Here is a 26172-nt window from a genome sequence, read left to right as displayed (position 1 = left end):
GACTTTCGACTTTACAACTTTATGACTTAAATTAAATATTTGCTTTAAACTGCTCTAAGAAACGAACATCATTTTCATAAAACATACGGATATCGCCAATTTGGTATAAAAGCATTGCAATACGCTCTACTCCCATTCCGAAAGCAAATCCGTTGTATTCATCTGGATTGATGTCACAGTTTTTAAGAACATTTGGATCTACCATTCCGCAACCTCCAATTTCTAACCAGCCTGTTCCTTTAGTGATACGATAATCGGTTTCAGTTTTTAAACCCCAATAAATATCAATTTCAGCACTTGGTTCTGTAAATGGGAAATAAGACGGGCGGAGACGAATCTTAGATTTTCCGAACATTTCTTTTGTGAAATAAAGCAAAGTCTGCTTCAAATCGGCGAAAGAAACATCTTTATCAATGTACAATCCTTCCACTTGATGGAAAATACAGTGCGAACGAGATGAAATCGCTTCATTACGAAAAACACGTCCTGGAGAAATCGTACGAATTGGCGGTTTATGATTTTCCATATAACGCACCTGAACTGATGATGTATGCGTACGCAACAAAACATCAGGATTGGTCTGAATGAAAAACGTATCCTGCATGTCTCTTGCCGGATGATATTCTGGCAAATTCAATGCTGTAAAATTATGCCAATCGTCTTCGATTTCTGGTCCTTCAGAAACGTTGAATCCGATATTGGCAAAAATATCTATAATCTGATTTTTAACGATAGAAATTGGATGACGAGAACCAATAATTACAGGTTCTGCCGCACGAGTTAAGTCTCCAAAAATTCCTTTTGACTCTTCTTTGCTTTCTAAAGTTTCAACAATCGACTTAACTTTTTCTTCAGCTGCATTTTTCAATGCATTTATAACTTGTCCAAATTCTTTTTTCTGATCGTTTGGAACGTTTTTAAATTCTGCGAAAAAATCATTTAAAACACCTTTTTTTCCTAAGAATTTTATACGGAATGCTTCTAGTTCTTCTTTGTTTTCAGTTGAAAAAGATTGGGCTTCCCCAATATAATCTTTAATCTTATCTATCATTTTCATTCAGTTCTTGAGAATACAAATTTAAATAAAAAAGTGAGATGTTAGGAGTGAGAAGTCAGAAGTATTTTAAAAGAATACGATTATCTTCGATCCATAATCTAAAATCTGCACTCTAAAATCTAAAATTGCTATTCTATCAGTTTTCTTTCTAAAAAATAATTTACAATCGCTTCTTTCATTAAAACCGATTGTTCGCCCGCTTTTAAAGCTGGTAATTGTTCTTTTACTTTGTAATGTGGCCAACCTTCTGCGTCAAAAAAGTCGAATTCGTAAAACCCGTAAGGCTCTAATAATCGGCAGATTGCAATATGCATTAGGTTTAACTTTTCATCCTTTTTGAATTCGCGGTGTACTTTTCCAAGTTCCTGCACTCCGATTAGGTAAATTATGGCATCCAAATCTAGATCTTCGCCTTGCGAAAATTGATTGGAAAGTATATCAACGAGCTTTTCCCATCGCTCTTTTAATTGTGTATCTCTAGACATTATATGATTTTAGATTGTTGTTTTTAGATTTTAGATTGCCGAAAATACAATTCTGAAGGGGCAGAATCGCAATCTGAACTCTAAATTTTGATTTGCAAAGATACAGAGTTCAGATTCAATGTCCCTAAAAAATTTAAACACATAAAATTACATCTGCTATAAAACCTCAGAACCTTTGCCACTATGAGCCTTTGAACCTAAAAAAAGATATATATTTGCGCCTCATAAAACACCAAACTAAACATGAGTTTTTTTGATATTATTGTTGCCGCGCTTTTGGCTTTTAGTTTATACAAAGGCATTAAAAATGGACTTTTTGTAGAAGTCGCTTCTTTTGTTTCGTTGTTATTAGGAATTTATCTTGCTATTAAATTTTCTTCATTAATGACAGGGATGATTTCTAAACATGTTTCTTGGAACCCAACTAATATTCAGATTACGGCTTTTATATTGACTTTTATTTTAGTTGTAATTGGTGTTTATTTTTTAGCTAAAATATTGACAGGAATTGCAGATTTTGCTATGTTAGGCTGGATGAATAAACTTGGAGGCGGATTTTTCAGAGTTTTAAAAACCATTCTTATTCTGAGTATTTTTATCGCTTTGTTTGAGAAAATCAATTTCAATAATACTTTCGCTAAAAAGGAAACTTTAGATAGTTACATTTTTTATAATCCAGTAAAGAAAGTTGCTGCATTTGTATACCCGTCGATTGAAAAATGGTATGAGACTTTTAAAAAAGAACATTCTCAAAAGCCACAAGAAAAAGAAGAAACTACAAACAAAGAATAATTCATTTTGTCAGGCTGAGGGAAGTCGAAGTCTTTTTATAAACGAGAGGCTTCGACTTCGCTCAGCCTGACATTCGTTTTCAAATAATTAAACCCGACAGGTTTTAAAAACCTGTCGGGTTTGTTATTAAAAAGCTTCGGAGAAGCAATACATTTATAGAAATTAAATTATACGAATGTAAAAAAGCTCCAGCGGAGCGACATATATTTCGCTCCGATGGAGCTTTATATTGTAAATGTCTGTATTATTCTATAAATACATCGCTCTCCGAAACTCATTTTTTAATAATCTTTAGAAAACATTTCATTTTCAAATATTTGCAGGAAATAAATTATCTTGCCTCGTATTTTCAACAAACCGATTTAACCAAAAATCAAAACCAATATGTTGTATTTAACGGGCATTATAATCACCTTTTTCTTGGTTGTTATTCTCGCAAGCAAAAAAAACAAAAGTGAAGCCGATACAATTTTGGCATTTTGGTTGTTTTGCACCGGATTTCATTTGTTTTTGTATTATCTGCATTATAAAAACGATTTTGCCTCATTTCCTCTTTTATTAGGTTTAGAACTTCCAATGCCTTTAGTACAAGGTCCGTTTTTGTATTTGTACACTTCAGCTTTAACCAATCAAAATCAGAATAAAAAATATTCGTTTTTACATTTTTTACCTTTTGCAATTGCGGTTTTATCTTTAATTCCATTTTTCTCGCTTTCTTTTGAAGAAAAATTAAAAGTCTTCCAGAATGAAGGAAAAGGATACGAAAACCTAATTCTAATATTGTACAGCGCTATTTTAGTTTCTGGAATTGTGTATGCTTTGCTTTCGCTGACAAAGCTTTCAAAACACCAAAAAAACATTTCAGAAGCTTTTTCTTCTACCGAAAAAATTAATTTACGCTGGCTTCAGTATTTAATTTTGGGTTCGAGCATTATTTGGATCGTTGTCATTTTTTATGAAGACGAATACATTTTTTCAGTCGTTGTTTTTTATCTGATGTTTATCGGCTATTTCGGCATCAAACAGGTTGGTATTTTTACCAATCAAACAATTGCTGAGAATGTAGTTTTAAATATTCCTTCCAATCAAAATATCGAAAACTCATCAGAAAAAGTCAAATATGAAAAATCCAGTTTAAGTTCAGAGGAACTTCAATCCATTCATCAAAAATTAACTGAAATTATGGAAACTGAAAAACTCTATAAAAATCCTGATTTGACTTTGGCAGAATTATCTCAAAAACTAAATATTCATCCGAATGTTTTGTCTCAAGTTATTAATTCAGCGGAAGGAAAAAACTTTTACGATTACATCAATTTACAACGCGTAGAAGAATTTAAAAACCTGATTTCATTACCCGAAAATCAAAAATTCACTTTGCTTTCCATTGCATTTGAATGCGGATTTAATTCGAAAACCGCTTTCAACCGAAATTTCAAAAAAGCGACAGGACTTTCTCCTTCTGAATTTTTAAAATAAAGTCGTGGATTTTTTTTAATCTCGCAAAGACGCAGAGTCGCAAAGTCTTATTTTAAAAAAACTTTGCGACTTCGCGTCTTTGCGAGCAAATTTCCAAATAAAAAAAGCTTAGCCACTTAGAGTCTTAGTAACTTAGCCTCTTAAAAAAAGAACCACCTTACAAGTTGGGGCGACCAGCATAATACTGGAACACATCTTTGCAGAAATTTTAATCAATTCTTGCAATGAAAACCAAAACACTTTACTCAGCCGTAATCGCTGTTTCCATTTTCTTTTTTATGGGATGCGAAAACGAAAATGACATTAATGAATCTGGATATTTAGTTCCAAAAACGGTGGATGAAGATCCAACAATTCCTTCGATTTTTGTAAACGGAACACAATTACATTCTGAAACTTTTGGAAATCCTACCGATCCAATGTTAATCTTTTTGCATGGCGGTCCAGGCTCCGATTATCGAAACGGATTAAACGTGCAACAATTAGCAAAAGAAGGTTATTATGTCATTTTTTACGATCAACGCGGTTCGGGATTATCAAAAAGACATGACAAAAAAAGTTATTCAATTCAGTTAGTTTTAGATGATTTAAGCGAAGTCATTAAATACTACAAAACTTCCTCCAATCAAAAAGTATTTCTATTCGGGCATTCTTGGGGCGCCATGCTGGCATCTGCTTACGTCAATCAATATCCGAATTCTATAAACGGAGTAATTCTCGCAGAACCCGGCGGACTGAATAAAAAATTGCTTGATGAATATGGCGAAATGAGCCGAAAAATCAACATCTTTTCTGAAGTCACGAGTAACTTATTATACGTCGATCAGTTTTTGACGGGAAAAGAAAATCAGCACGCCATTTTAGATTATAAATACGGAATCTCTTCGAGTTTTACTTATGCGAAAGGAAATGATGAAGGCATTCCTGGACCTTCTCCTTTTTGGAGAATTGGCACAACGGTTTTAGAAAGTTTTATAGATATTTCTGAAAATGATGGTTTTGATTTCACCACAAATCTCGATCAATATAAAATCAAAGTTTTGTTTTTATACGGAGAATTGAATAAATCTTACGGATTGAGTTTTGCGCAAAAAGAAGCTTCTTATTTTCCCCTTTCTGAAATTGCAGAAGTAAAAGGAACGGGACACGAAATGATTTATTTCAAATGGGAAAATGTCGAGCCTTTGGTGTTGAATTATTTAAAATAATCTAAAATAATTCGGTCATGAAAGCAATAATAGCACTAATCGCATTTCTCATTTCGCTTCTTACTTCTCACATTTCACAAGCACAAACCATTAACTGGGAAAGTCTTCAAGAAAATCAAAAACATATTTTAAATGTAAATGCCGGCTGGGATTATAGTTTTGTTTACGGATTGAGTTATGGTTATCATTTAAAAACCAAAATGCCAATTATTCTGGAAAGTTCTATTTCTCTAGCATCAGGCGAAGTTATTTTTGATGATTTTAAAACCAAAATTGGAGGACAGCTAAATCTATATCAAATTGAAAATTTCCGTTTTAATGCTTCTCTTCACGGAATTTACAGGCGTTACGGAAATCCGTTAGTAACACTTCAGAATTTTGGTGTCGATGCTGGAATTGTTATTGGGTATTATAAATCAAAATGGTTTGTTGCAGGAGAATTTGGTTTTGATAAAGCAATCGTTACCCATTTTAAACATTCTGATATTTACAGAGAAGTTTATCCTGATGTAAAAAATGGTTGGTTTGAACCTACAACAGGAGGAAATTTCAACTTCGGAATTCAAGGCGGTTATTCTTTTAATAAAAGTGATTTGACTTTAAGAATTGGAAAAGCCATGAATGAAGATTTTAAAAGTACGCCACTAATTCCGTTTTATGTGCAATTTGGATATAATTATAAATTGGATTGATAATAAGAAAGCTCCAGAGGAGCAATATCTTTATAGAAATTAAATCGCACGAATGTAAAAGAGCTCCAGCGGAGCGACATATAATTTTCTCAATCAAATAATGTCGCTCCGCTGGAGCTTTATATTGTAAATGTCTATTTTTCTATAAATATTTCGCTTCTCCGAAGCTTTTCTAAAACTTGATTTCTATACTTTCTCCTTTTTTCAAAACAATTTCTTGTTTTTTATCGCCGAAAATCAACATTGTTTTTCCTCCATTTTTAGAAGAAACAATTACTTTTTCAGGTTTTTTATTATTCCACGTCATTTCAATTTCAAATCCACCTCTTGCACAGATTCCTTTTACCGAACCTTCTGACCAAGCGTCTGGTAAAGCTGGAAGTAATCGAATTTCATTTTCATTTGACTGAGCTAACATTTCAGCAACAGCTGCTGCGCCTCCAAAATTACCATCAATTTGAAATGGCGGATGCGCGTCGAATAAATTCGGATACGTTCCTCCTCCTCTTCTTGGTTTTTCTGTTTTCTTTCCGTCGGGATCAACATAGCGAAGTAATTCTCGGAACATTTTATAAGCGCGATTTCCGTCCCAAAGTCTTGCCCAAAGATTGATTCTCCAGCCTTTTGACCAGCCTGTAGTTTCATCTCCTTTTATTTCTAATGTTTTCTTTGAAGCTTCTGCTAAATCTGGAGTTTTTAATGGCGTAATATGATCGCCAGGGAAAAGTCCGAATAACTGTGATTGATGACGGTGTTTTGGATCATTATCATCCCAATCAAAATACCATTCCTGCAGATTTCCTTTTTTACCAATTTGATATGGATATAACTTTGAAAGCGCCGTTTCTATTTTTTTTCTAAAATCAGCATCAGTATTCAGCACTTTTGATGCCTTTATAGTTTTATCAAAACATTCGCGGATCATAGCCAAATCAGCAGTTCCGCCGTAAAGTGTTGCGCCAACAAAACCATCTGAAAGTTTATATTGATTTTCTGGTGAAGTCGAAGGCGATGTAATTAAATTACCATTTTTATCTGGAACAAGCCAGCCTAAACAAAATTCAGCCGCGCCTTTCATTAACGGATAACCTTCTTTTTTTAAATAATCTTTGTCTTGGCTAAAAATATAATGTTCCCAAATATGCGTGCTCAGCCAAGCGCCTGCCAACGGCCAACATGCCCACATTGGATCTTCTTTTCCAAACTGTCCAACCGGATTGGTCATTGCCCAAATATCCGAATTGTGCGCTGCCGCCCAGCCTTTATCAACTCCGTAAAAAGTCTTCGCTGTAACTTTTCCGGTTACCGAAAGATTTTTAATAAAGCTCAAAAGTGATGAATGCATTTCTGAAAGATTCGTGTTTTCTGCAAGCCAGTAATTTTCTTCCAGATTGATATTCATCGTATAATTACTGCTCCAAGGCGGACTTAAATGCGGATTCCACAATCCTTGCAAATTGGCAGGAACGCCCAAAGTTCTTGACGAACTGATTAACAAATAACGTCCAAAATTGAAATAAAGAATTTCGAGGTTTTTGTCTTCTTTTCCGTCAGCGTAGCGTAGTAATCGTTCGTCGGTTGGTAAATCTGGAGCGACTGTTTTTCCTAAATCCAAATCGACACGATTGAAGAATTTTTGATAATCTGAAATATGAGATTCTTTAAGTTTATCAAATGGTTTTGCATATGCATTGTTCAGATTTTGCAAAGCAATTGAAACATCGTCTAAACCTTCTGATGCTGGATTCTTATCAAAACCATTAAAACTTGTTGCAACAGAAACAAAAATAATCGCCTCGGTCGCATCTTTTAAAGTTAGCGTTTCTCTCGAACTGGTAATTTTTCCGTCCGTTTTTTTAATTTGAACTAAACCTGTAAATCGTGTTCCTCTATCTTTTAAATTTAGATATTTTGGCACAACATTATATCCTGCATTTTCATGAATTGGTGCAGAACCTTTTAAAACCAAAATATTGTTTCGCACTTCAACATTTGATTGTAAAAGGCTTTTTAGATTTATATCAAAATTTAAAGCTCCTTTTTGATCGGCTGTCAATTTGATAATCATAACCTTATCTGGAGCCGAAACGAAATATTCTCGTGTATATTTGATACCCGCCATTTCGTAACTTACTTTTGAAATGGCATTCGAAAGATCCAATTCTCTATGATAATTAACCGCTTTTCCTTTTTCGGAATTATTGATTTCTAATGTTCCTAAAGGCGCATAAGATTCGGAGTTTTTTCCCTGAACTTTTTTGTTGAGTTCTTCTGCCAGTTTGTAGTTTTCGTTCTGTAAAGCTTCGCGAATTGCGGGAATGTTTTTGTAGGCTTCCGGACTCATATTGGCATTTACAGGTTCGCCCGACCAAAGCGTAATGTCATTCAAATAAATTTTGTCTGAATTGGCTCCTCCAAAAACAGTTGCTCCCATTTTTCCGTTTCCTAAAACCAAGCTTTCTTCAAAGAATTCTGCGGGTTGTTTGTACCATAAAACATTCTTGGATTGCGCCGAAATGTTTGTATAATAAGATGTGAGAAGTAAAATGAGAAATGTTTTTTTTATCATATTGTGTTATCTTATCCTAACAGGTTTTTAAAACCTGTTAGGTATTTATTGAATATCTAAAACTAATAAAAATCTATGCTATACCTAACAGGTTTTAAAATCCTGTTAGGATAAAAAACGGTACCAAATCAGATGTTCCTACGGAACATTTTTTTGTTATATACATTTTATTCAACGCATTTCTGTTGCTACCGACGAAATGTTCCTAGCGGAACATCTATCGTTGTGTATTATCTAGCTCTTTACTAGGGACTAATTACTAATAACTATTTACTCACTTTATACTTCTCATTCGCTGTAATCATCTCCCAATTGTCCGTTCTAAATGGCGATGCAGGGAATTTTTCTTTATTGAAAAGATTAATTGCCGTATCATCATCTGCCCAGCCGTAATGCACTGCAACGGGATTTTGAACTTTATCGCTGGAAACGATTATTTTATTGTCTTTAATTATCGCTTTCGTGGAATGAAAAACTTTGTCTGCACCTGCAATTTCAAAACCTTTTAATTCATCGTTATTTGGCGTTGATAATCCGCTGCCGATGTTATCGAAAGTGAGGATAATTTGGTTTCCTTTTATTTGCTGAGATTTATACGTTGGTCCGCTGTGAACTTGTTTTTTACCATAAATATTGTTTAACGCTGTTGCTGCCAAACGCAAACCAATATCTTGTTTGTTGGTTGGGTGAATGTCTTTTGCGTTTCCAATATCTGTGGTTACGGCCATTCCAGTATTCTTTAATTTAAGCGTTTCAGATTGTGCTTCTCGAAGTTCTGCCCAACGGCTTCCTTTTTGGCTGTTGCCTCCAAATTCGTCGAAAGTCGATAATTGAACGAAATAAAAAGGAAAGTCTCCTTGTTTAAATTTGGTTCTCCAATCGTTGATCATTAATGGAAATGATTTTTTGTATTGATTGGCTCTCCAAACATTTGCTTCACCTTGATACCACAATACGCCTTGCATCGCATACGGAACCAACGGATTGACCATGGCATTGTACAATAATGATGGATAACTGTTTGGTGACAATGCTGTTTTTACAACGATAACTTTGAATTTCCATTTTCCGTCAAGCGGAATAATTTTGCTGCCAATAGTAAGTTTCAAATCTTCTGATTCTCCGTAAATTCCACCGCCACCGCTGTTATCGACAATTCTTACTGCGATTACATTTTTACCTATTTTTAAAACATTCGCTGGGACTGAATAAACTCTTTTAAAATCCCATTGCGTATTTCTTCCAACTTCAATTCCGTTGACGTAAGTAATGTCTTCGTCGTCGATTTTTGCCAGACTTAATGTTGCTTTATTTTTAATGTCTTCTGCCGAAAGTGTAATTGTTTTTCGCATCCAAACTATACCGTCTAAATCTCCGAGAGGTTGATTTTCCCATAAACTTGGCGTGTTTAAATCGCCCCAAGAAGTATCTTCAAATGATAAATCTTTAAAGCTATTTTCATTATCTATACTTACCGGAGTTCCCTGAATTTTTTCTACTCTTTCTTTCATTCTTGTGGCATACAATTTTGAAATAGAATCGACATTCATAACTGGAACATCAGCAATCATGGCTTTAAATTCTGGACTATTTTGAAATGCTTCACGGCTTGTCCAAGTTTCTACATTGGTTCCTCCCCAAGAAGTATTGATAATTCCGATTGGGATTTTTAATTCTGTATATAATTTTCTGGCGAAATAATATCCGACTGCTGTAAAGTTGCCTACATTTTCTTTATTGGCTACTTCCCATTTTCCTTGTTTTAAATCGTCTTTTGGTTTTCCGCTTAAATCTTGTGCGACACCAAAATGACGAATCATTGGATAATCAGAATTGGCAATTTCTTTTTCGGCATTCATGGTTTTGATAACCTGAAATTCCATATTCGATTGTCCGCTGCAAATCCAAACTTCACCAACCAAAACATTTTTGATGGTGATTTTATTTTTTCCGATAATTGTCAATTCGAAAGGTCCGCCGGCTTTTTCTGGACTTAAATTTATCGTCCATTTTCCATTTTTATCGGCTTGCGTTTTCTTAATTTGTTTGTTGAAATGAATTTCTACACTTTCATTCGCATCTGCAAAACCCCAAATCGGAATTTGTTTGTCTCTTTGGAGTACCATTCCGTCAGAGAATATTAAAGGCATTCTCACATTAGCATTAGATAAAATACTAATTATCAAAAAAATAAATACTAAACTTTTTTTCATTTTTTCTAATTTAAATATTTTAAAACCATATAAATGATATAAGTAAATATAAATTCTTAAATAGATCAAACTTAAATTATCTTATATCACTTATATGGTTTAACTTCATTTTTTTACTTTAATCCATCTATTAAAGCGTTTAAAGCTTGTGTATCGAAGACGGTATTATTGCTTCTATTTATGATTCCGAAACCGTTTTTTCCTAGACTTCCTTCGTCCCAATAAAAAGGTAATAATCCGTTTGCTTTTGCTGTTTTCACCACCGTTTTTAAATAATAGGCTCTTGAATTTAAATGTAAAGTTAAAGCATCCCCTGTTAAAGTCGTTCTTCGAATTGCTCCAAATTCGCCCAATAAAACTGGAATTCCTTTATCTACAAATTGGGTTTTCATCAATTTGAAATTCTTCTCTAAATCTGCTTCTTCGCCCCAAGTTGCATTACGTTCTGTATCGGTTGTCGAATGAAATCCTGCTCCCCAATAATAAAACATTTTACCCCAAGTTTCGTCTTTGGTTAAACCAGCAAAATTCCACGGAGAATAATAATGTACTTCGACCATCATTCTGCCTGCAAATTTATCTGTTGGCAATGTAGTCATTAATTTGTTTGTTTTTTCAATATCTGTCGTTGGACCTTGGACGACCAAAACACGAGACGCATTTTTTCCTCCTGTAGAACGAACCGCATCGATAAAAGTTTGATGATATGAAGTTAAAACTACCATTTGCGTTGCATCTTCAACTGCTGGTTCGTTGGCGCTTGCAAAAAGTAAATGCTCGTCGAAACCTCTTAAATGTGTAGCGATTTGTTCCCAAAAAGCTTTTTGTTTGGCGTTGTTTTCTACTTTTTTGGCTTCGGTAATATTGTTTTCCAGCCAGCCGCCGTCCCAGTGAATGTTTACTACAACGTACATATCATTATCAACGCAATATTGTACCACTTCTTTCACTCGGTTCAACCAATCGGTTTTGATTTTTGCTGTTGCTGTATTTTCTAAATTCTGATTCCAAGAACACGGAATTCTGATCGCATTAAAACCATTTGCTTTTACGGCATCAATTAAAGCTTTTGTTACTTCCGGATTTCCCCAAGCGGTTTCGCCTCCAGTTGCTTCTAATGTATTTCCGATATTCCATCCTAATTTAATTTTTGCTGCCAATTCAACAGCAGAACTTCCCATTCCGGAAGCATCGGCTGCAATTGGATTTGTGTTATAACTTGGATATAAACTTCCTGCTGCCTGAGAAACTGAAATTGCCTCAGAAGCAACTTCACCGCCAGTTAAATTAATCACGGCATTTCGCAACGCTGTAGTCGTGTTTTCTAACGCAGTAATTTTTACCACCGTTCTTCCCGATGTTCCAGTAGTCTGACTTAATTTTATCCAATTGTCAGAATTACTCAAAGTCCAAGTGACACCATTAGAATTAATCGTTATTTCAATTGTATTTTCTTTGCTTTCAAAATCAATTTTGTCCGTAGTAGAAGAGAGCGTTTTTATAGTTGGAGGAGTCTCTTCTTTATCTGAACTGCAAGCTGAAACTCCTAAAAAAGCAAAGCAGAGAATAAAAGATAAAAAATAATCTTTGATTGGTTTTTTCATTTGGTTTGGTTTAAGTTAAGTGTAAGTTTTTTAAAATCAACGCCAGCTTTTTATGGGCTGGCGTTGAGAGTTTGGTTATTTTATAGCAATAACAATTTATTTAACTGTTATCTGAATTTCTTTTTTGATGTCTCTAGAAGAAGTTCCTACTTTTAAAGTATATTTTCCTGGTTCAACTGCCCATTTTTTAGAAGCAACATCATAATATGCCAATTCTTTTACAGGAACTTTAATCGTTATTTTTTCTGAACTTCCAGCTTTAACAGCAACTTTTTTGAAACCTTTTAATTCTTGTGCTGCACGTGTAATCTTAGAATCTGATTTTGAAGTGTATAATTGAATTACTTCTTTTCCGTCTACTTTTCCTGTGTTTTTAACGTCAACTGTAACTTCGATTACATCGTTTTGAGCGTATGAATCTTTATTTGCTTTGGCATTATCAAGCGCAAATGTTGTGTATGATAATCCGTAACCGAAAGGATATAATGGCGCTACGTTTTTCGTGTCAAACCAACGGTATCCAATTAAGATTCCTTCAGCATAATTTACCGCTTTGTCTCCAGGAAAACTATTTGTTGCGTGTGCAGGAGAATCTTTCAACTGTTTAGGCATTGTCCAAGGTAATTTTCCTGACGGATTTACTTTTCCTAAAATAACATCAGCCAAAGCATTTCCACCTTCAGAACCGTTGAACCAGCTCCAAACTAAAGCAGAAGATTTTTGGCTTACTTCGTTAATATCAAACGGAGCGCCCGCAATCATAACTACAATTGTTTTAGGATTTGCAGCGGTTACTTTTCTAATTAATTCTTCTTGTCCAAAAGGCAAATGTAAATCTCTGCGGTCTGAAGCTTCTGTTTCATAATCACGGTTTGAACCTGCAAAAATGATGGCAACATCTGAGTTTTTAGCTGCATCAACAGCTTCTTGTACTTTTGCCGGATCTAATTCATCAATTGTAACTGGACCATTAGCCGTAATATTTCCTAAGTTTCCTCTGTTCTTTTTATCGTAACGTTCCAAATATCCTTCAGCATAATTGATTTTAACTGTTGAAGGAAGTCTGTTTTTAAGACCTTCAAGAGGCGTAACTTCTCTTTTTGTTTTTACTCCGGCTCCAAATCCGCCAAGAGCGTTTTTCTTTGTTGCGTTGTTTCCAATAACAGCGATAGATTTAACTCCGTCTAGTTTTAATGGCAATGCACTATTTTCGTTTTTCAACAATACAATTGCTTCTGCCGCAATTTTGTAAGCGTCTTGGTAATGTGCTTCGGTTGCGATGCTTCCTTTTGTACGTGTTCCGCCGCCCATTGCTTTTACCTGAAATAATGTTCTTAAAATGCGTTTTACATGCAGATCAATTTCTTTTTCTGAAACTTCTCCAGATTTAACGGCAGCGATTAATTTATCGGCTAAGAAAAATTCATTGAACGGTTTTGGTGTTCCCATTTCAATATCCAAACCATTTTTCAAAGATTTTGCTGTAGAATGAACCGCAGCCCAGTCAGAAACTACGATTCCTTTAAATCCCCATTCGTCACGAAGGATTTTATTCAGCATATAATCGTTTTCACATAAATATTCACCTCTAAATTTATTGTAAGCTCCCATGATACTGTATGCTTTTGCTTCTTTTACAGTAGCTTCAAAAGCTGGAAGATAAATTTCGCGAAGTGTACGTTCGTCAATTTGTACATCTACAAAATCACGATTCGTTTCCTGATTGTTTGCTGCGTAATGTTTTACGCATGCCATTACATCTTTTTCTTGTAAACCAACAACCAAAGGCACTGCGATTTTTTTGTTCAAAAACGGATCTTCCGACATGTATTCGTACGTTCTTCCTCCAAGCGGTGTTCTTACCATATTGATGGCTGGCGAAAGCAACATGTCTTTGTCTCTTGCACGTAACTCTTCTCCTAAACTGGTTCCGAAAGTATGTGCCATTTCTGCGTTCCAAGTTGCTGCCAAAGCGCCGCCTGCTGGATAATAAGTAGCAAAATCGTTTGTCCATCCTGCTGGAGCCCAATTGTCTCTTGAAATTTCTTCACGAACTCCCAACGGACCATCGGCCATTTTTAATTCTGGAATTCCTAAACGTTTAACGCCTGCATTGGCAAACATGCTGTTTCCGTGGAGCATTCCGATTTTTTCTTCTAATGTCATCTGCGAAATCAATTTGTCGATTTCGGCGTCATGATCTGTGCTTATTTCTTTTCCAACGTATTCTTCAGTTTCCGCCGAATTTGAAGCTAATGTCTGTGCATCGTTTTTACAAGAAGTAAACAATGCAAAAACAAGGGCTGCCGAAAGGAATATCATTTTGTTTTTCATAGATAGTTAGGTGTTTTTTGATTTAAAGATTCTGAGCCTCACAAATTCTCTTTAAATACCGTTAATACTATTTTTATGTTTGTGGTTTTCTCTCAATTATTGTTTGATTAAATTCAGCATAACAACGTCATTTTCGTTGATTTTGAATTCTCTGCTGAAAGTTCCTTTTGCGTCAATTGTAATTTTTTCTGTCGAAATTGGCGCGCCGTTATTTTTCTCTTTTATAGAATTGACTTGTTCACGTGTTAACTGACTCGGCTTTTTCATCGCAAGATAATCCGCGTAAGCGTCGTTCACTCTATAACCTACTTTGTAAATTTCTAAAAGGTATTTTCCTTTTTGAATTCCGTCAATCTCCACTTTTACTTTTCCTTTTTCTTTTGATGGAAGATCTTTTATGTAATACGTTTGATTCAATTCTTTATCGCCTGGATGTGTATTGGTAAAATCCCACAATAAAACTTGTACATCACCTTTTGCATTTTTGCAAGTCCAAGAAGCTTTATCGCTGTTTTGAAGTTCTGTTTCTCCTAATTTATTCATTAAATAATAAGAGAAATAAGCTGGCTTTTTAATTCCCTGTGTATTCAATAATCCGAAACCACCGTGAAAAGGCGTAAATCTTGGTCCTGCTTCTTCAAAAATATCCGTGAAAACCCAATATGACATAGAGTTTGCAGCATTGCCAACTTGTTTTATTTTTTGCAGAATATACGCTGCCGAATGATAACTGTCGTGAATTGGATCTGCTGGCGTATAAGATGTACTCCATTCCGTATAATGCAATTCTAAATTCGGTTTTGCTGAAGCTGCAATTTGTTTTCTTGAATTTAAAATATCGCCGCTTACGCCGAATTCATCCCGACTTAAGATAGTTCCCGAAGTTCCAAATTCGTCCAGATATCCGTGTTTCACTCCGTAAGTATGTGTCGAAACAAAATCCATTGGAACATTGTTTTTCACACAAAAATCAATTGTTTCAGGAACCCATGCTGCTCCTGCCGTTGCTGGACCGCCGACTTTGTATGTAGGATTTACGGCTTTTACGCCACGAGCTGCGTAATCGTATAATTTAAAATAATCTGCTTGCGTTCCTGTCCAAAAACCTGGTGATAAATTCGGTTCGTTCCAAACTTCAAAATACCACGTTTTTACTTCTTCGTCTCCGTAACGTTCCTTAAAATGCTGAGTCAAATTTCGAATTAAATCTTCCCATTTTTTATAATCTTTTGGAGGCGTTACGTTTCCTTTCCACCAAAAAATAGTTTCTTTTCCGCTTGCCAATGCATTCGGCATAAAACCTAATTCCACAAACGGCTTCATTTTCAGACTAACAATATAATCGAACAAAACATCTACATATTGATAATTGTATTCTGGATTTCCTTTTTCGTCTTCGCGATAAACGGCCATATCATCAGACAATAAACCGTGAAAACGGATGTATTTAAAATCGCATTCTTTTTTCACCAATGCCAATTGTTGCTGCCAGTCGGCTCTCAAACCTTCGTTTGCTCTTCCTGCGCCGATGCATTCTTTAAACATGGTGTTTAATTTTCCTGCTTCTTTTTTGAAATCTACTTTGATTATTCTGTTTTCAGCGGTTTGTCCAATGATTTGGATTGAATGAATTAAAACTAGGAGTATAAAAATTCTTTTCATCTGAAAATGTGTTTTTTGTTATCCTAACAGGTTTCCAAAACCTGTTAGGTATTTATTTTACTCAATCTAATAATTTGATTATTGTGACTTGATATTTGATACCTAACAGGTTTTGGAAACCTGTTAGGATATTAAAACCAATAATTATATTTTTTTGAATCTCACTGCTCCACCGCCAGCTCCGCCTAATTTCAGTTTTAATTTATCTGAAGCTTTTACGATTTTCTTCGAAATTGCCACTGCTTCTGGATTGTGCGTTTGATCTGTTCCTTCAGCATCTACATAAATCTGAGCTTCGTAAGTTGCACTTGGATCTAAGAATGATAATGAAACTTCTACGTTTCTTGGTTTTTCATTTGTCAAAGTTCCTAAATACCAGTCTGCGTTATTTCTGTCTTTTCTTGCTGTTGTGATATATTCGCCAATTTTTCCTTCTAAGATTTTAGTGTCTTCCCAATCTGTTGGAACATCTTTTAAGAATTGTAAAGCTGGTTTTCCTTCGTAATTTTCTGGGAGATCGGCCAACATCTGGATTGGAGAATAAATCGTAACATACAATGCCAATTGCTGTCCAACTGTTCCTTGAATTCTTTTTCCTGGATAACCTTGTTTTACTTCAACATCAAAAATTCCAGGCGTGAAATCCATTGGTCCAGAAAGCAATCTTGTAAACGGAATAATCGTTAAGTGATTTGGTGGATTTCCTTCGCTCCAAGCGTTATACTCTTGTCCGCGAGCTGCTTCTCTCGAAACCATGTTTGGGAAAGTTCTTCTTTCTCCCGTATCTTTTATTGATTCGTGGTATAAAACCGCTAAATCATATTGCGCTGCTTTTTCTAAAATGTATCTGAAATAATTTACTCCAAATTGCCCGAAGTGCATTTGTTTCATATTCAATTTAGAACCTACGTGACCGATTTTCACGGTATGAATTCCAAGTTTTTTATATAAAGCAAAACCTTCGTCAACTTCTTTTAAATAGTTGATTAAGTTTGAACCTGTTTCGTGGTAACCGATTAATTCGATGTTCTTTTTCTTTCCGTATTCCACTACTTTTTCTAAATCGAAATTGTCTGCGCTTTTTGTAAAACTGAACATGTGCATACGGTTTTCATACCAACCCGGTGTCCATCCTTTATTCCATCCTTCGATCAATAAATGGTTGAAACCTTCTTTTGCTGTAAAGTCGATATAGGTTTCAGCATTTTTGGTTGTTGCACCTTGTTTGTCGCTTTCCCAAAAAGTATATTTTCCAATGTGCATTCCCCACCAAATTCCTAAATATTTATACGGTTTGAAATAGCTGTTTGTATTTTTTAATTTGTTTGGTTCGTTTAAGTTTAAAACCAAGTAAGAAGTAATCAATTCACCTGGATTTTCTCCAATTTGAAGTGTTCTCCAAGAAGAAGTAAACGAGTCTTTTACACGAACTTTTACTCCATCAGGCCAAGGCACTAAATCTGATTTTAATTCTGTTCCTTTATTGTTCACCAAAGTCATACTTGCAAAATCGATCAAGTTTGCTTCGTGGAAACTTAAGGCTAATCCGCTTTTGCTTTCGATTGTTAATGGAGTCAAAACGGTATCCAAAGTGCTTACCGGCGCATCTTTGAAAAGATATTCGTCACGGTTTTCTCTGTTGGCTGGAATCCACCACGCTTTCCCGTCTTCTTTTAAATTGAAAGTCGTTTTTTCGTCTGTAATGAAAATACTGTCTTTTACATTTTGTTTTGGATAAACGTATCTAAAAGCAACTCCGTCATCGAAAGCACGAAACTGAATTTGTAATTTTCTTTTATTTCCAGTCTTTTGCTGTAAATCAACTACTAATTGATTGTAGTGATTTCTAATATTTTTCTTTTCTCCCCAAACTTGTTCCCAAGTTTCGTCAAAAGTTGAAGTTTTTGCTCCTTTTATTTCAAAGTTTGAACTTAAGTCTTCATTTCCTTTCAATACAAATCCCATTTCTGATGGCGAAATCACTTCTGTTTTTCCGTGAGAAACGGCATATTTTGGAGCATTTTTTACCAGCTCAAATTTGATTTTGTTTTTTCCGTTGGGCGATGCCAATTCGTAAGCGTTTTTCGTTTTTTGACTGTAGCCTATTGTCATCGAAAACAATATGGCTGGGAGAATTAGATAGTTTTTCATGTTTTTTGGAATTATATTTTTTGCCTAAATGCTGGCTATATTTTTTAAACACATAGAATCATAGTTCTTTGGAAGCTTCAAAAAAGGCGTTTCACTTGTTTAAATTCACATAGCTATGTGTGAGAAACTAGTTTCTTTCCATTTTCCTTTTATTCACAAACAAAAACCTATGTTTCTATGTGTTTAAATATTTTTTATTTTTTTGCCACGAATTCCACGAATTTCCACGAATTAAATTTGTGCTAATTCATGCAATTCTTGGCTAACTTTTTTTATTTAATCCACTCTGTTTTAAAAGTGGTTTTTCCGTTTAATGGGTTTGCAGCTACTTCAAAATTGTTTCCAGTTTTGTTCACTTTTATTTCTTGTACTGCATCACCGTTTGGTAAAAATACTTTGGCTGTTGCCGAAGTAGTTTTGTCGCTTGCATACACTTTTAATGTTAATTTGCTCCAATCCATATCTTTTGTAGACTGCGCCAAACCGATATGTGGAATTGCAGTTCCGTCTTTGATTAAAACGATAATCGGCACTTCGCCCGCTTTAATTTTATGCCAACCTGCTTGGTACACTTTTTTAGTTTGGTAATCAATCCAAGTTCCTTCTGGAAGATAAATATCTCTTTCTTCAACCTCTTCAAAAAGTGGTGCAACCAACATACTTGAACCAAATAAATATTGATTATCAACTAACCAAGCTCCCGGATCGTTTGGATATTCTACAAATAAAGCACGCATCATTGGTAAACCTTTTTGAGAACTTTCTTTTGCTTGAGCGTAGATGTATGGCATTAATTCGTAACGCATATTATCTGCTTTTCTAAATCCTTCCAAGAAATCTTTGCTGTACAACCAAGGTTCGCGAGGCGGTTCTCCGTGGCTTCTTACGTGTGAAGTCAACATTCCGAATGGTGTCCACCTTCTGTAAATATTCTCAGGAGATTTAGTTGCGAAACCTCCAACATCATGACTCCAGAAACTGAATCCGCTTAAACCTAATGAAAGTCCGCCGCGTAATTCTGCAGACATTGCTCCATTTGTAGTTTCAGAATCTCCTCCCCAATGTAAAGGATAACGCTGAGATCCTGCCCAAGTACTTCTTGCCCAGATTAAAGTATATCCTTTTTCTTTTTGAGTGATTTCTGCAACTGCTTTGTTGTATCGTAATGGATATAAATTATGCTCGTAGAAACCTGTTCTTCCCGAATGGTAAATTCCGTCTGGCGGAGCAGCTTCTCCAAAATCTACTTTGAAAACCGCAACGCCTTCATCAAATAATTTTTTCAATTTTCCTTGGTACCAAGTTACCGTTTCTGGGTTTGAGAAATCTAAAACAGCATCTTCGTATGGAAGATTTCCTTTCCTATCTCTTACCGCTAAATTTTTGTCCATGATTTCAGGGAACAATGTATTCTTTGGCGTGAAATAAGGCAATTGCCAAAGACAAACTTGGAAACCGTCTTTCTTTAAATCAGACATCATTTTTGTCGCGTCTGGGAAACGAGATTTTGCAAACTCATAATTGTTTCTCCAATCTACATCAAACCAACCTGTATCAAAGTGAATAACATCTGTTGGGATTTTGTATTTACGCAAATCCCTTGCTACTTCTCTTCCTTCTTTTTCAGAGAAATAAGTAATTCTGCTCATCCAAAAACCGAAAGACCAAAGTGGTGGCATTGCCGCTTTTCCAGTCAAATTCGTGTATTGATCTAAGATATCTTTTGGTTCTCCGATAAAGAAAAACAAATCGGCTTCGTCATCTCCAATGTACATTTCGTTGGCACTTGAAAAGTATTTTCCAAAGTCCACTGTAATTGGTGTTGAATGGTGCATGAAAACTCCGTAACCACGACTACTCATGTAAAACGGAATCGGTTTGTACATCGTTTCATTTTGAATTCCGTTGGCGTCATCCGTCCATAGAACTACTTTTTGTCCACGTTTGTTGAATTGTGTGAATGATTCTCCACAGCCAAATATTTTTTCATCTGGTTCTAAACTGAAAGCCGCGCCCATACTTCTTGAATAATCGCTGTTTCTGCGAACGTAAGAAAACGGAAGTGTCGGTGTGTATGTATTTTTAAAGTCGGTATCGTGAAGTGTACTTGTCAGTAATTTTCCTTTTTCATCGTAGATTTTTACGTGCCAAGGCTTTGTCAAAATTTCAACTCTTCCGTGTTTGCTTGTGTAACTATGACCGCCTTCGATTTTAGAGTATTTCCATAATTCAGGATGATTTGGCGCAACGCCATCGACTAACATTAAAGATTCTTTCTGCGGATGAAACTGCGGACCAGAAGTCGTTTTGATACGAACTGTTCTATCTGATACAAACTGAATTTCGAATGGCAAAACAGGAGATTCTGCGTATTCTGTTGTTGGAAATTCGTTTGCTTTTTCTACATCAGGTTTCATCATCATGTTGTTGAAAGCCTGACGCGTTTTATAATTGTATCTCAAATATTTAATGGTTCCTTTTCCCGTTGCAGGATCAAAAGAAGCCAGTTCGTCTGCGAAATAAAAAGTATTCAGATAGTTCTGAAAATCTTTGCTGATATCTATTGGTGCATTTAATACATCTGCATTTTGGATTTGCGCATTCGCATTTGGAACTGCCAAAAATCCAAACATAAGAGCAGAAAATAATGCGGTTAGTTTTGAGTTTTTCATTGGTTAATAATCTAGATGTTAGTTTATCCTAACAGGTTTCCAAAACCTGTTAGGTATTTTATTTTAATACTTTAATAAAAATATTTTAATACCTCAAAAATCTATTGATACCTAACAGGTTTTGGAAACCTGTTAGGATAGATCGTAACTTATTATTCTGTTGTAATTACAATTGTGGATTGTTTCAATCCGTTTGCACTTGCGGTTAATTCCAATCTTCCCGATTTATCTCCTGATTGTACAATAACCAAACATTTTCCAGCCAAAGCGGTATGTTTATTTCCTTTATACGATTCATGACTAACTGGATCTCCACTGCAAACGCCTACGATTTTTCCGTTTCCTTTTAAAGAGAAATTAATTTCGTTATTTGCATTTGGAGCCAAAGTTCCTTTATCATCTAAAATATCTACGGTTACAAAAGACAAATCATTTTTATCAGCTTTGATGGTACTTCTGTCAGCAGTTAATTTTAGTTGCGAAGGATTTCCAGCTGTTTTAATTTCTTTTTCTAAAACCACTTTTCCACCTTTACGAGAAATGGCTTTTAAAGTTCCTGCTTCAAAAGGAATTCTCCACATTACGTGTAAATCTTCGCCTTTTTTACTTCTTTTTCCAACAGATTTTCCGTTTACGAAAAGTTCCACCTCATCGGCTTTATTGTAGTATGCCCAAACATCAACTGTTTGTTCAGCTTTCCAATTCCAATGCGGAAAAATGTGAAGAACGGTTTTATCTGTCCATTCACTTTGGTACATATAATAAACGTCTTTCGGGAAACCGGCTAAATCTACAATTCCGAAATAAGAACTTACAGATGGCCATTCGTACGGAGTTGGTTCTCCGATATAATCGAAACCTGTCCAAATGTACATTCCTGAAAGGAAATCATGTTTTTTAATGACTTTCCAAGTCGCTTCGTGAGTTGAACCCCAAGGCGTTTGCACTTGATCGTAAGCTGAAACGGTATTTCCAGGATTGCCTCCATCAAATTTTTTATCCCAGCTAACTGGCCATTTTTTAATGGTGTCTGAAATGGCATCGTAATATCCTCTTGTTTGTAAACCTGAAGTCGTTTCGGTTGCAATAAATGGCGTATTCGGAAAGTTTTTTAAATGATGTTCATACGTTTGATGTGCATAATTGTATCCGATTAAATCTAAAACTCCAGATTTTGCAATGGCATTAAACTGAACATTTTTTTTCTCGAATTGTAAAGTCACTTCATCAATATTCATATTTACCGGCGGATTCATCGCTGCGGTTAACGGACGTGTTTTATCGTACTCACGTGTAATCGTCGCCAATTCTTTGGCAATTTCAACACCTTTTTCATTCCATTGTTCTGGGATTTCATTTCCGATACTCCAAACAAAAATACTTGGATGATTTCGGTCGCGAAGCAATTGATCAATTAGGTCTTTTTTGTGCCATTTGTCCCAATCATTAGCATAATCGTATTTCGTTTTGTTTTGTTTCCACATGTCGAAAGCTTCATCCATGACAATGAAACCCATTTTATCACAAAGATCTAAAAGTTCTGGAGCTGGAGGATTATGAGAAGTTCTGATTCCGTTTACGCCCATTTCTTTCATGATTTCCAATTGACGTTCGATTGCACGAGTATTAATCGCCGAACCTAACGGACCTAAATCATGATGCATACAAACTCCTTTTATTTTAACTTGTTTTCCATTCAAAATAAAACCTTTATTCAAATCGAATTTAAAATCTCTGATTCCGAAATTGGTTTTGTATTGATCGATGATTTTATCGTCAAGCGAAATTTCCGTAACTGCTGTGTACAATTCTGGTTTTTCAACCGACCATAAAATCGGCGTTTCAACTTCTGCCGATTGTTTTAGAGTTTGATTGGCATTGGCATCAATTGTTATATTTTGAGTAACTGATGTTACTTTAGTATCTTCTTTAAAAATAGTAGTGGTTACCGTTGCTTTCTTTTCTTCAGCATATTGGTTTTGAATAGTTGTTTCAAAATTAACAGAAGCTTTTTCGGCCGTAACTTTTGGAGTTGTAATATACGTCCCCCATTGTCCTACGTGGAGTTTATCTGTAGTTTCGATCCAAACATTTCTAAAAATTCCTGAACCCGAATACCAACGTGAATTAGGTTGTTTTGAATTGTCAACCTTAACAATGATTTCGTTGGTTTTATCTCCGTAATTTAAATAAGGCGACATGTCATATTGAAAACCAATATAGCCATTTGGACGTTTTCCTAAATGATGTCCGTTTATCCAAACTTCACTGTTTCTGTAAACGCCGTCAAAAGTGATTGAAGTTATTTTTGTACTGTCTTCATACTCAACTTTAAATGTTTTTTTGTACCAGCCCAGACCTCCGTTAAGCGATCCTCCGCCATAACCTGCTGGACTTTTTTCATCAAATTTTCCTTCGATACTCCAATCGTGCGGAACATCTAAAGTTCTCCATTTTGTTGAAGCTCCAATAGTATCTTTATCGATAATACTATCATTAAGATGAAAACTCCAATCTGTATTAAAAGAAACTTTTCGGTTTATAAATGCATCCTCCTTTTTTGAACAAGAATTCAAGAAAAAAACTCCAGCTACAACTGCCCATAAACTTATGTTTTTTATGTTTTTTTTAATTTGCATAGGTACTTTTTTTGTTTTTGGAATTTGAAGATAGAAATAAAAATCGATATCGTTTATTTCTGAATAAAATAATTTAAGTCTCAGTCTTAAAGAACATTACAAAATGCTTTTAGGACTGAGACTTCAAACTAACTAACTTATGATTTTGGAACTAAATGATAAATTAAATAATCGCCATCTGCTCTAATAGCGATAAAGCATAAACTTGTCTCTGTAAGTTCTACAATTTTTACATTTGTAAAACTGAAAGAAGGACTAAAATAACTTGGCTCGTTTGGATGCAGCATTTCTGTTCCTCCATTAAAAGAAATTCTATCATTTGTTTCGCCTGTTGTAAGGTTGAAATTGAATGTTCCTACTTTGGTTGTTTTTTGCGTACTTCCTAAAGTTGGGTTGGTTTGTGTTACCGAAACATTATAACCTCCATTAAGATTAAATGTAATTTCTCCCCAATCTTTGTTCTCTAAACCTGCCCAAGAAATGTCTGAAAGATTTGGCCACCATCCTGGACCGCTTACAGCTCTGTTCACATAGCTTGGCGTGTTTCCAATAAACTCTAATGGAGCAGTCATGTACAAAACCCAAGTTTTTCCTGCTTGTCCGTTGGTTAGTTTATTCCATCTCGGATCACTGAAAAAAGTATTATCATTTTGAGGAACATCTACTGTTACTGGGGCAGCTTCTACTGAACCTCCTCTAACGAAGGCCGTATAAAAGACTGTATATTTTCCAGCAAAAGGAAAAGTTATTTTGTCATCACTTTTATTAGAATGTCCAAGTTCGTTTCCGTTACTGTCAACATATCTCCAATATGGAATTACGGCAGGATCTTCATTTTTTAAAATTACTTCATTCTTTTTTGCTGCATTTTGAGTTATCGAAAACTCAAGTGTTTCTGGCGTAAGTGTTACTGCCGGTAAACTTTCACGGTCTTCAACAGGCTCGCAAGAGAATAAAAACGAACTGATTGTTACAGCCGCTAATACTATATATAATATACGTTTCATAATCAATTTGTTTTAGAGTTAATTCCAGCCTGGATTTTGAGTAATAGTTCCGTTTGAAAGTATTATTTGCGATTGTGGCAAAGCAAACCATCCTTGAGTTTCTGTTCTAAAAGTTACAGCAAACTGAGAATCTCCCGTGTTATCTATAGCTGCTTTCATTGCAGGCATTCCTTGTCTGATTAAATCAAAATAACGTAATCCTTCCAACGCAAATTCTAAACGACGTTCTTCCATAATACGAGCTTGAGTTATAGGAAGTCTGTGCAACGTATTTTTGAAAGCGCGATCACGAACTCTATCATAATCTGTTTGCGCCAACGCTGCATTTGTTGTTAAGTTTAGTTCGGCAGCCATTAATAATACATCTGAAAAACGAATAATAGCGTAATCCTGATAGTTATCAATTTGGAAATTTCCTCCGTTAGCTTCTACAACTGCTGTTCCTGCCTCATTTGTAATCGGACAATATTTTTTCCAAGAATAACCTGTGTATTGACGCTGCTCTCTCGCTTGAGCATCAAAATTTAAACCTTCGCCAACATAATCAATAAATGATGCAGCTTTTCTAGTATCGGCATTATCATAAGCTGCAACCAATTTAGGGTTTACAGTTGCTCCTCCCCATCCTGTTGCATATCTTCCGATAGAACCTCCACGTGGTGCAATGTTAACCTGAAAACGGTTTCCTTCGTGAAGATCCCAGTTTCCTTTTCCTGAACCGTTGAAACGAACTGCCCAAACCATTTCTGTATTATCTTCTCCTGCAAAATTCGCAAAAGAAGCTGCTAGCCAAAGATTAGCAAAATCAGCAACTAATCCGTGTCCACTATTGTTAACAGCATCATTGATGTAATTTACTGCCTGAGCTTTTGTAACTACTCCGGCTAAATCTGTTTTACCATAAGTTCCAGTGTAGAACAAAAATGTTCTAGCCAAATAAGCTTCTGCAGCCCATTTTGTAATACGTCCGTAGTTGGCATTTCCTGCTTGCGAATAGTTTTCTGGCCCTAAATTGTCTGCAGCAAATTTTAAATCGTTTGCAATTAATGCATACGTAACTTCTGGTGCTTGTCTTGGCAATTCAAATTCGCTTGTAGTCACAGTGTGATCTAACGGAATAATATCTCCAAACATTTTTGCTGCCTGAAAATGAAAGTGTGCTCTTAAGAAACGTGCCTCTGCTTCGTATCTCGTTTTTAAAGCAGTATCTGAACCCCAGTTTACTTTGTTTAAGTTTTCTAGTAAAATGTTAGCTCTGTAAATTCCAAGATAAGAGTTTGTCCAAGTTAAGGCATTCATATCTTTATCTGTAGTATACTGAAAGCGATCCCATTGTAAATCTACCGTTGGATCTGCAATACCAAATCCGCCAAAACAGTTATCAGAAGCTTGTTCACTCACAATCAATTGTGTTCCGTAAGCTTCTCTTTGCAATACGTCGTAAACGGCTACCAAACCTTCAAAAGCATCAGAAGGAGTTTTATAAAAATTCTCTGTTACTTTATCTGTGTAGGGTTCGTTTTCTAAAAAATCTTCCGAACAAGAACCTAAAACAAGTAAGCTTGAAAGGGCAAATAATTTTATATATGTTTTCATCGTTTTCAAAAT

Annotated in this window: 16 protein-coding genes; 4 read left to right on the top strand and 12 right to left on the bottom strand. The window is 35.3% G+C overall.

What is annotated here, in order from left to right; translation table 11 throughout:
- Positions 1-31 precede the first annotated feature (31 nt).
- Positions 32-1051: a phenylalanine--tRNA ligase subunit alpha gene (gene pheS / locus P0R33_RS13870; RefSeq protein ID WP_184159214.1), complete on the bottom strand. Its 1020-nt coding sequence runs from the start codon at positions 1049-1051 to the stop codon at positions 32-34.
- Between the two features lie 134 nt (positions 1052-1185).
- Complete coding sequence (locus tag P0R33_RS13865) at positions 1186-1542, bottom strand: hypothetical protein (protein ID WP_276171780.1); 357 nt, start codon at positions 1540-1542, stop codon at positions 1186-1188.
- A gap of 243 nt (positions 1543-1785) precedes the next feature.
- Between P0R33_RS13865 and P0R33_RS13860 the strand changes: the two genes are divergently transcribed.
- The 4 genes from P0R33_RS13860 (at position 1786) to P0R33_RS13845 (ending at position 5713) form a co-directional block, all read left to right on the top strand.
- Positions 1786-2334: a CvpA family protein gene (locus tag P0R33_RS13860; protein WP_276171779.1), complete on the top strand. Its 549-nt coding sequence runs from the start codon at positions 1786-1788 to the stop codon at positions 2332-2334.
- Positions 2335-2718: 384 nt separating this feature from the next.
- Positions 2719-3813: a helix-turn-helix domain-containing protein gene (locus P0R33_RS13855; protein WP_276171778.1), complete on the top strand. Its 1095-nt coding sequence runs from the start codon at positions 2719-2721 to the stop codon at positions 3811-3813.
- Positions 3814-4037: 224 nt separating this feature from the next.
- On the top strand, positions 4038-5021 hold the full coding sequence (locus tag P0R33_RS13850) for an alpha/beta hydrolase (protein WP_276171777.1): 984 nt from the start codon (positions 4038-4040) through the stop codon (positions 5019-5021).
- Positions 5022-5038: 17 nt separating this feature from the next.
- Positions 5039-5713 (top strand): hypothetical protein, encoded by a 675-nt coding sequence (locus P0R33_RS13845; protein WP_276171776.1) that lies wholly within the window; start codon positions 5039-5041, stop codon positions 5711-5713.
- Positions 5714-5885: 172 nt separating this feature from the next.
- Here P0R33_RS13845 and P0R33_RS13840 read toward each other — a convergent pair whose 3' ends face one another.
- From P0R33_RS13840 to P0R33_RS13795, 10 genes are all read right to left on the bottom strand, one after another.
- Positions 5886-8282, bottom strand: a complete 2397-nt coding sequence (locus tag P0R33_RS13840; RefSeq protein ID WP_276171775.1) for a glycoside hydrolase family 95 protein — start codon at positions 8280-8282, stop codon at positions 5886-5888.
- Positions 8283-8548: 266 nt separating this feature from the next.
- Positions 8549-10495, bottom strand: a complete 1947-nt coding sequence (locus P0R33_RS13835; protein ID WP_276171774.1) for a sialate O-acetylesterase — start codon at positions 10493-10495, stop codon at positions 8549-8551.
- A gap of 113 nt (positions 10496-10608) precedes the next feature.
- Positions 10609-12099, bottom strand: coding sequence for a cellulase family glycosylhydrolase (locus P0R33_RS13830; protein ID WP_276171773.1), 1491 nt, complete (start codon positions 12097-12099; stop codon positions 10609-10611).
- A 96-nt stretch (positions 12100-12195) separates the two neighbouring features.
- Positions 12196-14433, bottom strand: a complete 2238-nt coding sequence (locus P0R33_RS13825) for a glycoside hydrolase family 3 C-terminal domain-containing protein (RefSeq protein WP_276171772.1) — start codon at positions 14431-14433, stop codon at positions 12196-12198.
- Positions 14434-14529: 96 nt separating this feature from the next.
- Positions 14530-16095 carry a glycoside hydrolase gene (locus P0R33_RS13820; protein WP_276171771.1) on the bottom strand — a complete coding sequence of 522 codons (1566 nt, stop codon included), beginning with the start codon at positions 16093-16095 and terminating at the stop codon, positions 14530-14532.
- A gap of 144 nt (positions 16096-16239) precedes the next feature.
- Positions 16240-18246 (bottom strand): glycoside hydrolase family 97 protein, encoded by a 2007-nt coding sequence (locus P0R33_RS13815; protein WP_276171770.1) that lies wholly within the window; start codon positions 18244-18246, stop codon positions 16240-16242.
- A 272-nt stretch (positions 18247-18518) separates the two neighbouring features.
- Positions 18519-20918, bottom strand: a complete 2400-nt coding sequence (locus P0R33_RS13810) for an alpha-xylosidase (RefSeq protein ID WP_276171769.1) — start codon at positions 20916-20918, stop codon at positions 18519-18521.
- A gap of 152 nt (positions 20919-21070) precedes the next feature.
- A complete protein-coding gene (locus P0R33_RS13805) occupies positions 21071-23557 on the bottom strand; it encodes a glycoside hydrolase family 2 TIM barrel-domain containing protein (protein ID WP_276171768.1) in 2487 nt (828 codons plus the stop codon).
- A gap of 137 nt (positions 23558-23694) precedes the next feature.
- Positions 23695-24564, bottom strand: coding sequence for a hypothetical protein (locus P0R33_RS13800; protein ID WP_276171767.1), 870 nt, complete (start codon positions 24562-24564; stop codon positions 23695-23697).
- 18 nt (positions 24565-24582) lie between these two features.
- Positions 24583-26160, bottom strand: a complete 1578-nt coding sequence (locus P0R33_RS13795) for a RagB/SusD family nutrient uptake outer membrane protein (RefSeq protein WP_276171766.1) — start codon at positions 26158-26160, stop codon at positions 24583-24585.
- Positions 26161-26172 lie beyond the last annotated feature (12 nt).

The organism is Flavobacterium sp. YJ01, from assembly GCF_029320955.1.
In the GTDB taxonomy this organism is placed as follows: domain Bacteria; phylum Bacteroidota; class Bacteroidia; order Flavobacteriales; family Flavobacteriaceae; genus Flavobacterium.
The sequence above is the reverse complement of the archived record's forward strand: the minus strand, read 5'-3'. Positions and strand labels throughout refer to the sequence as shown.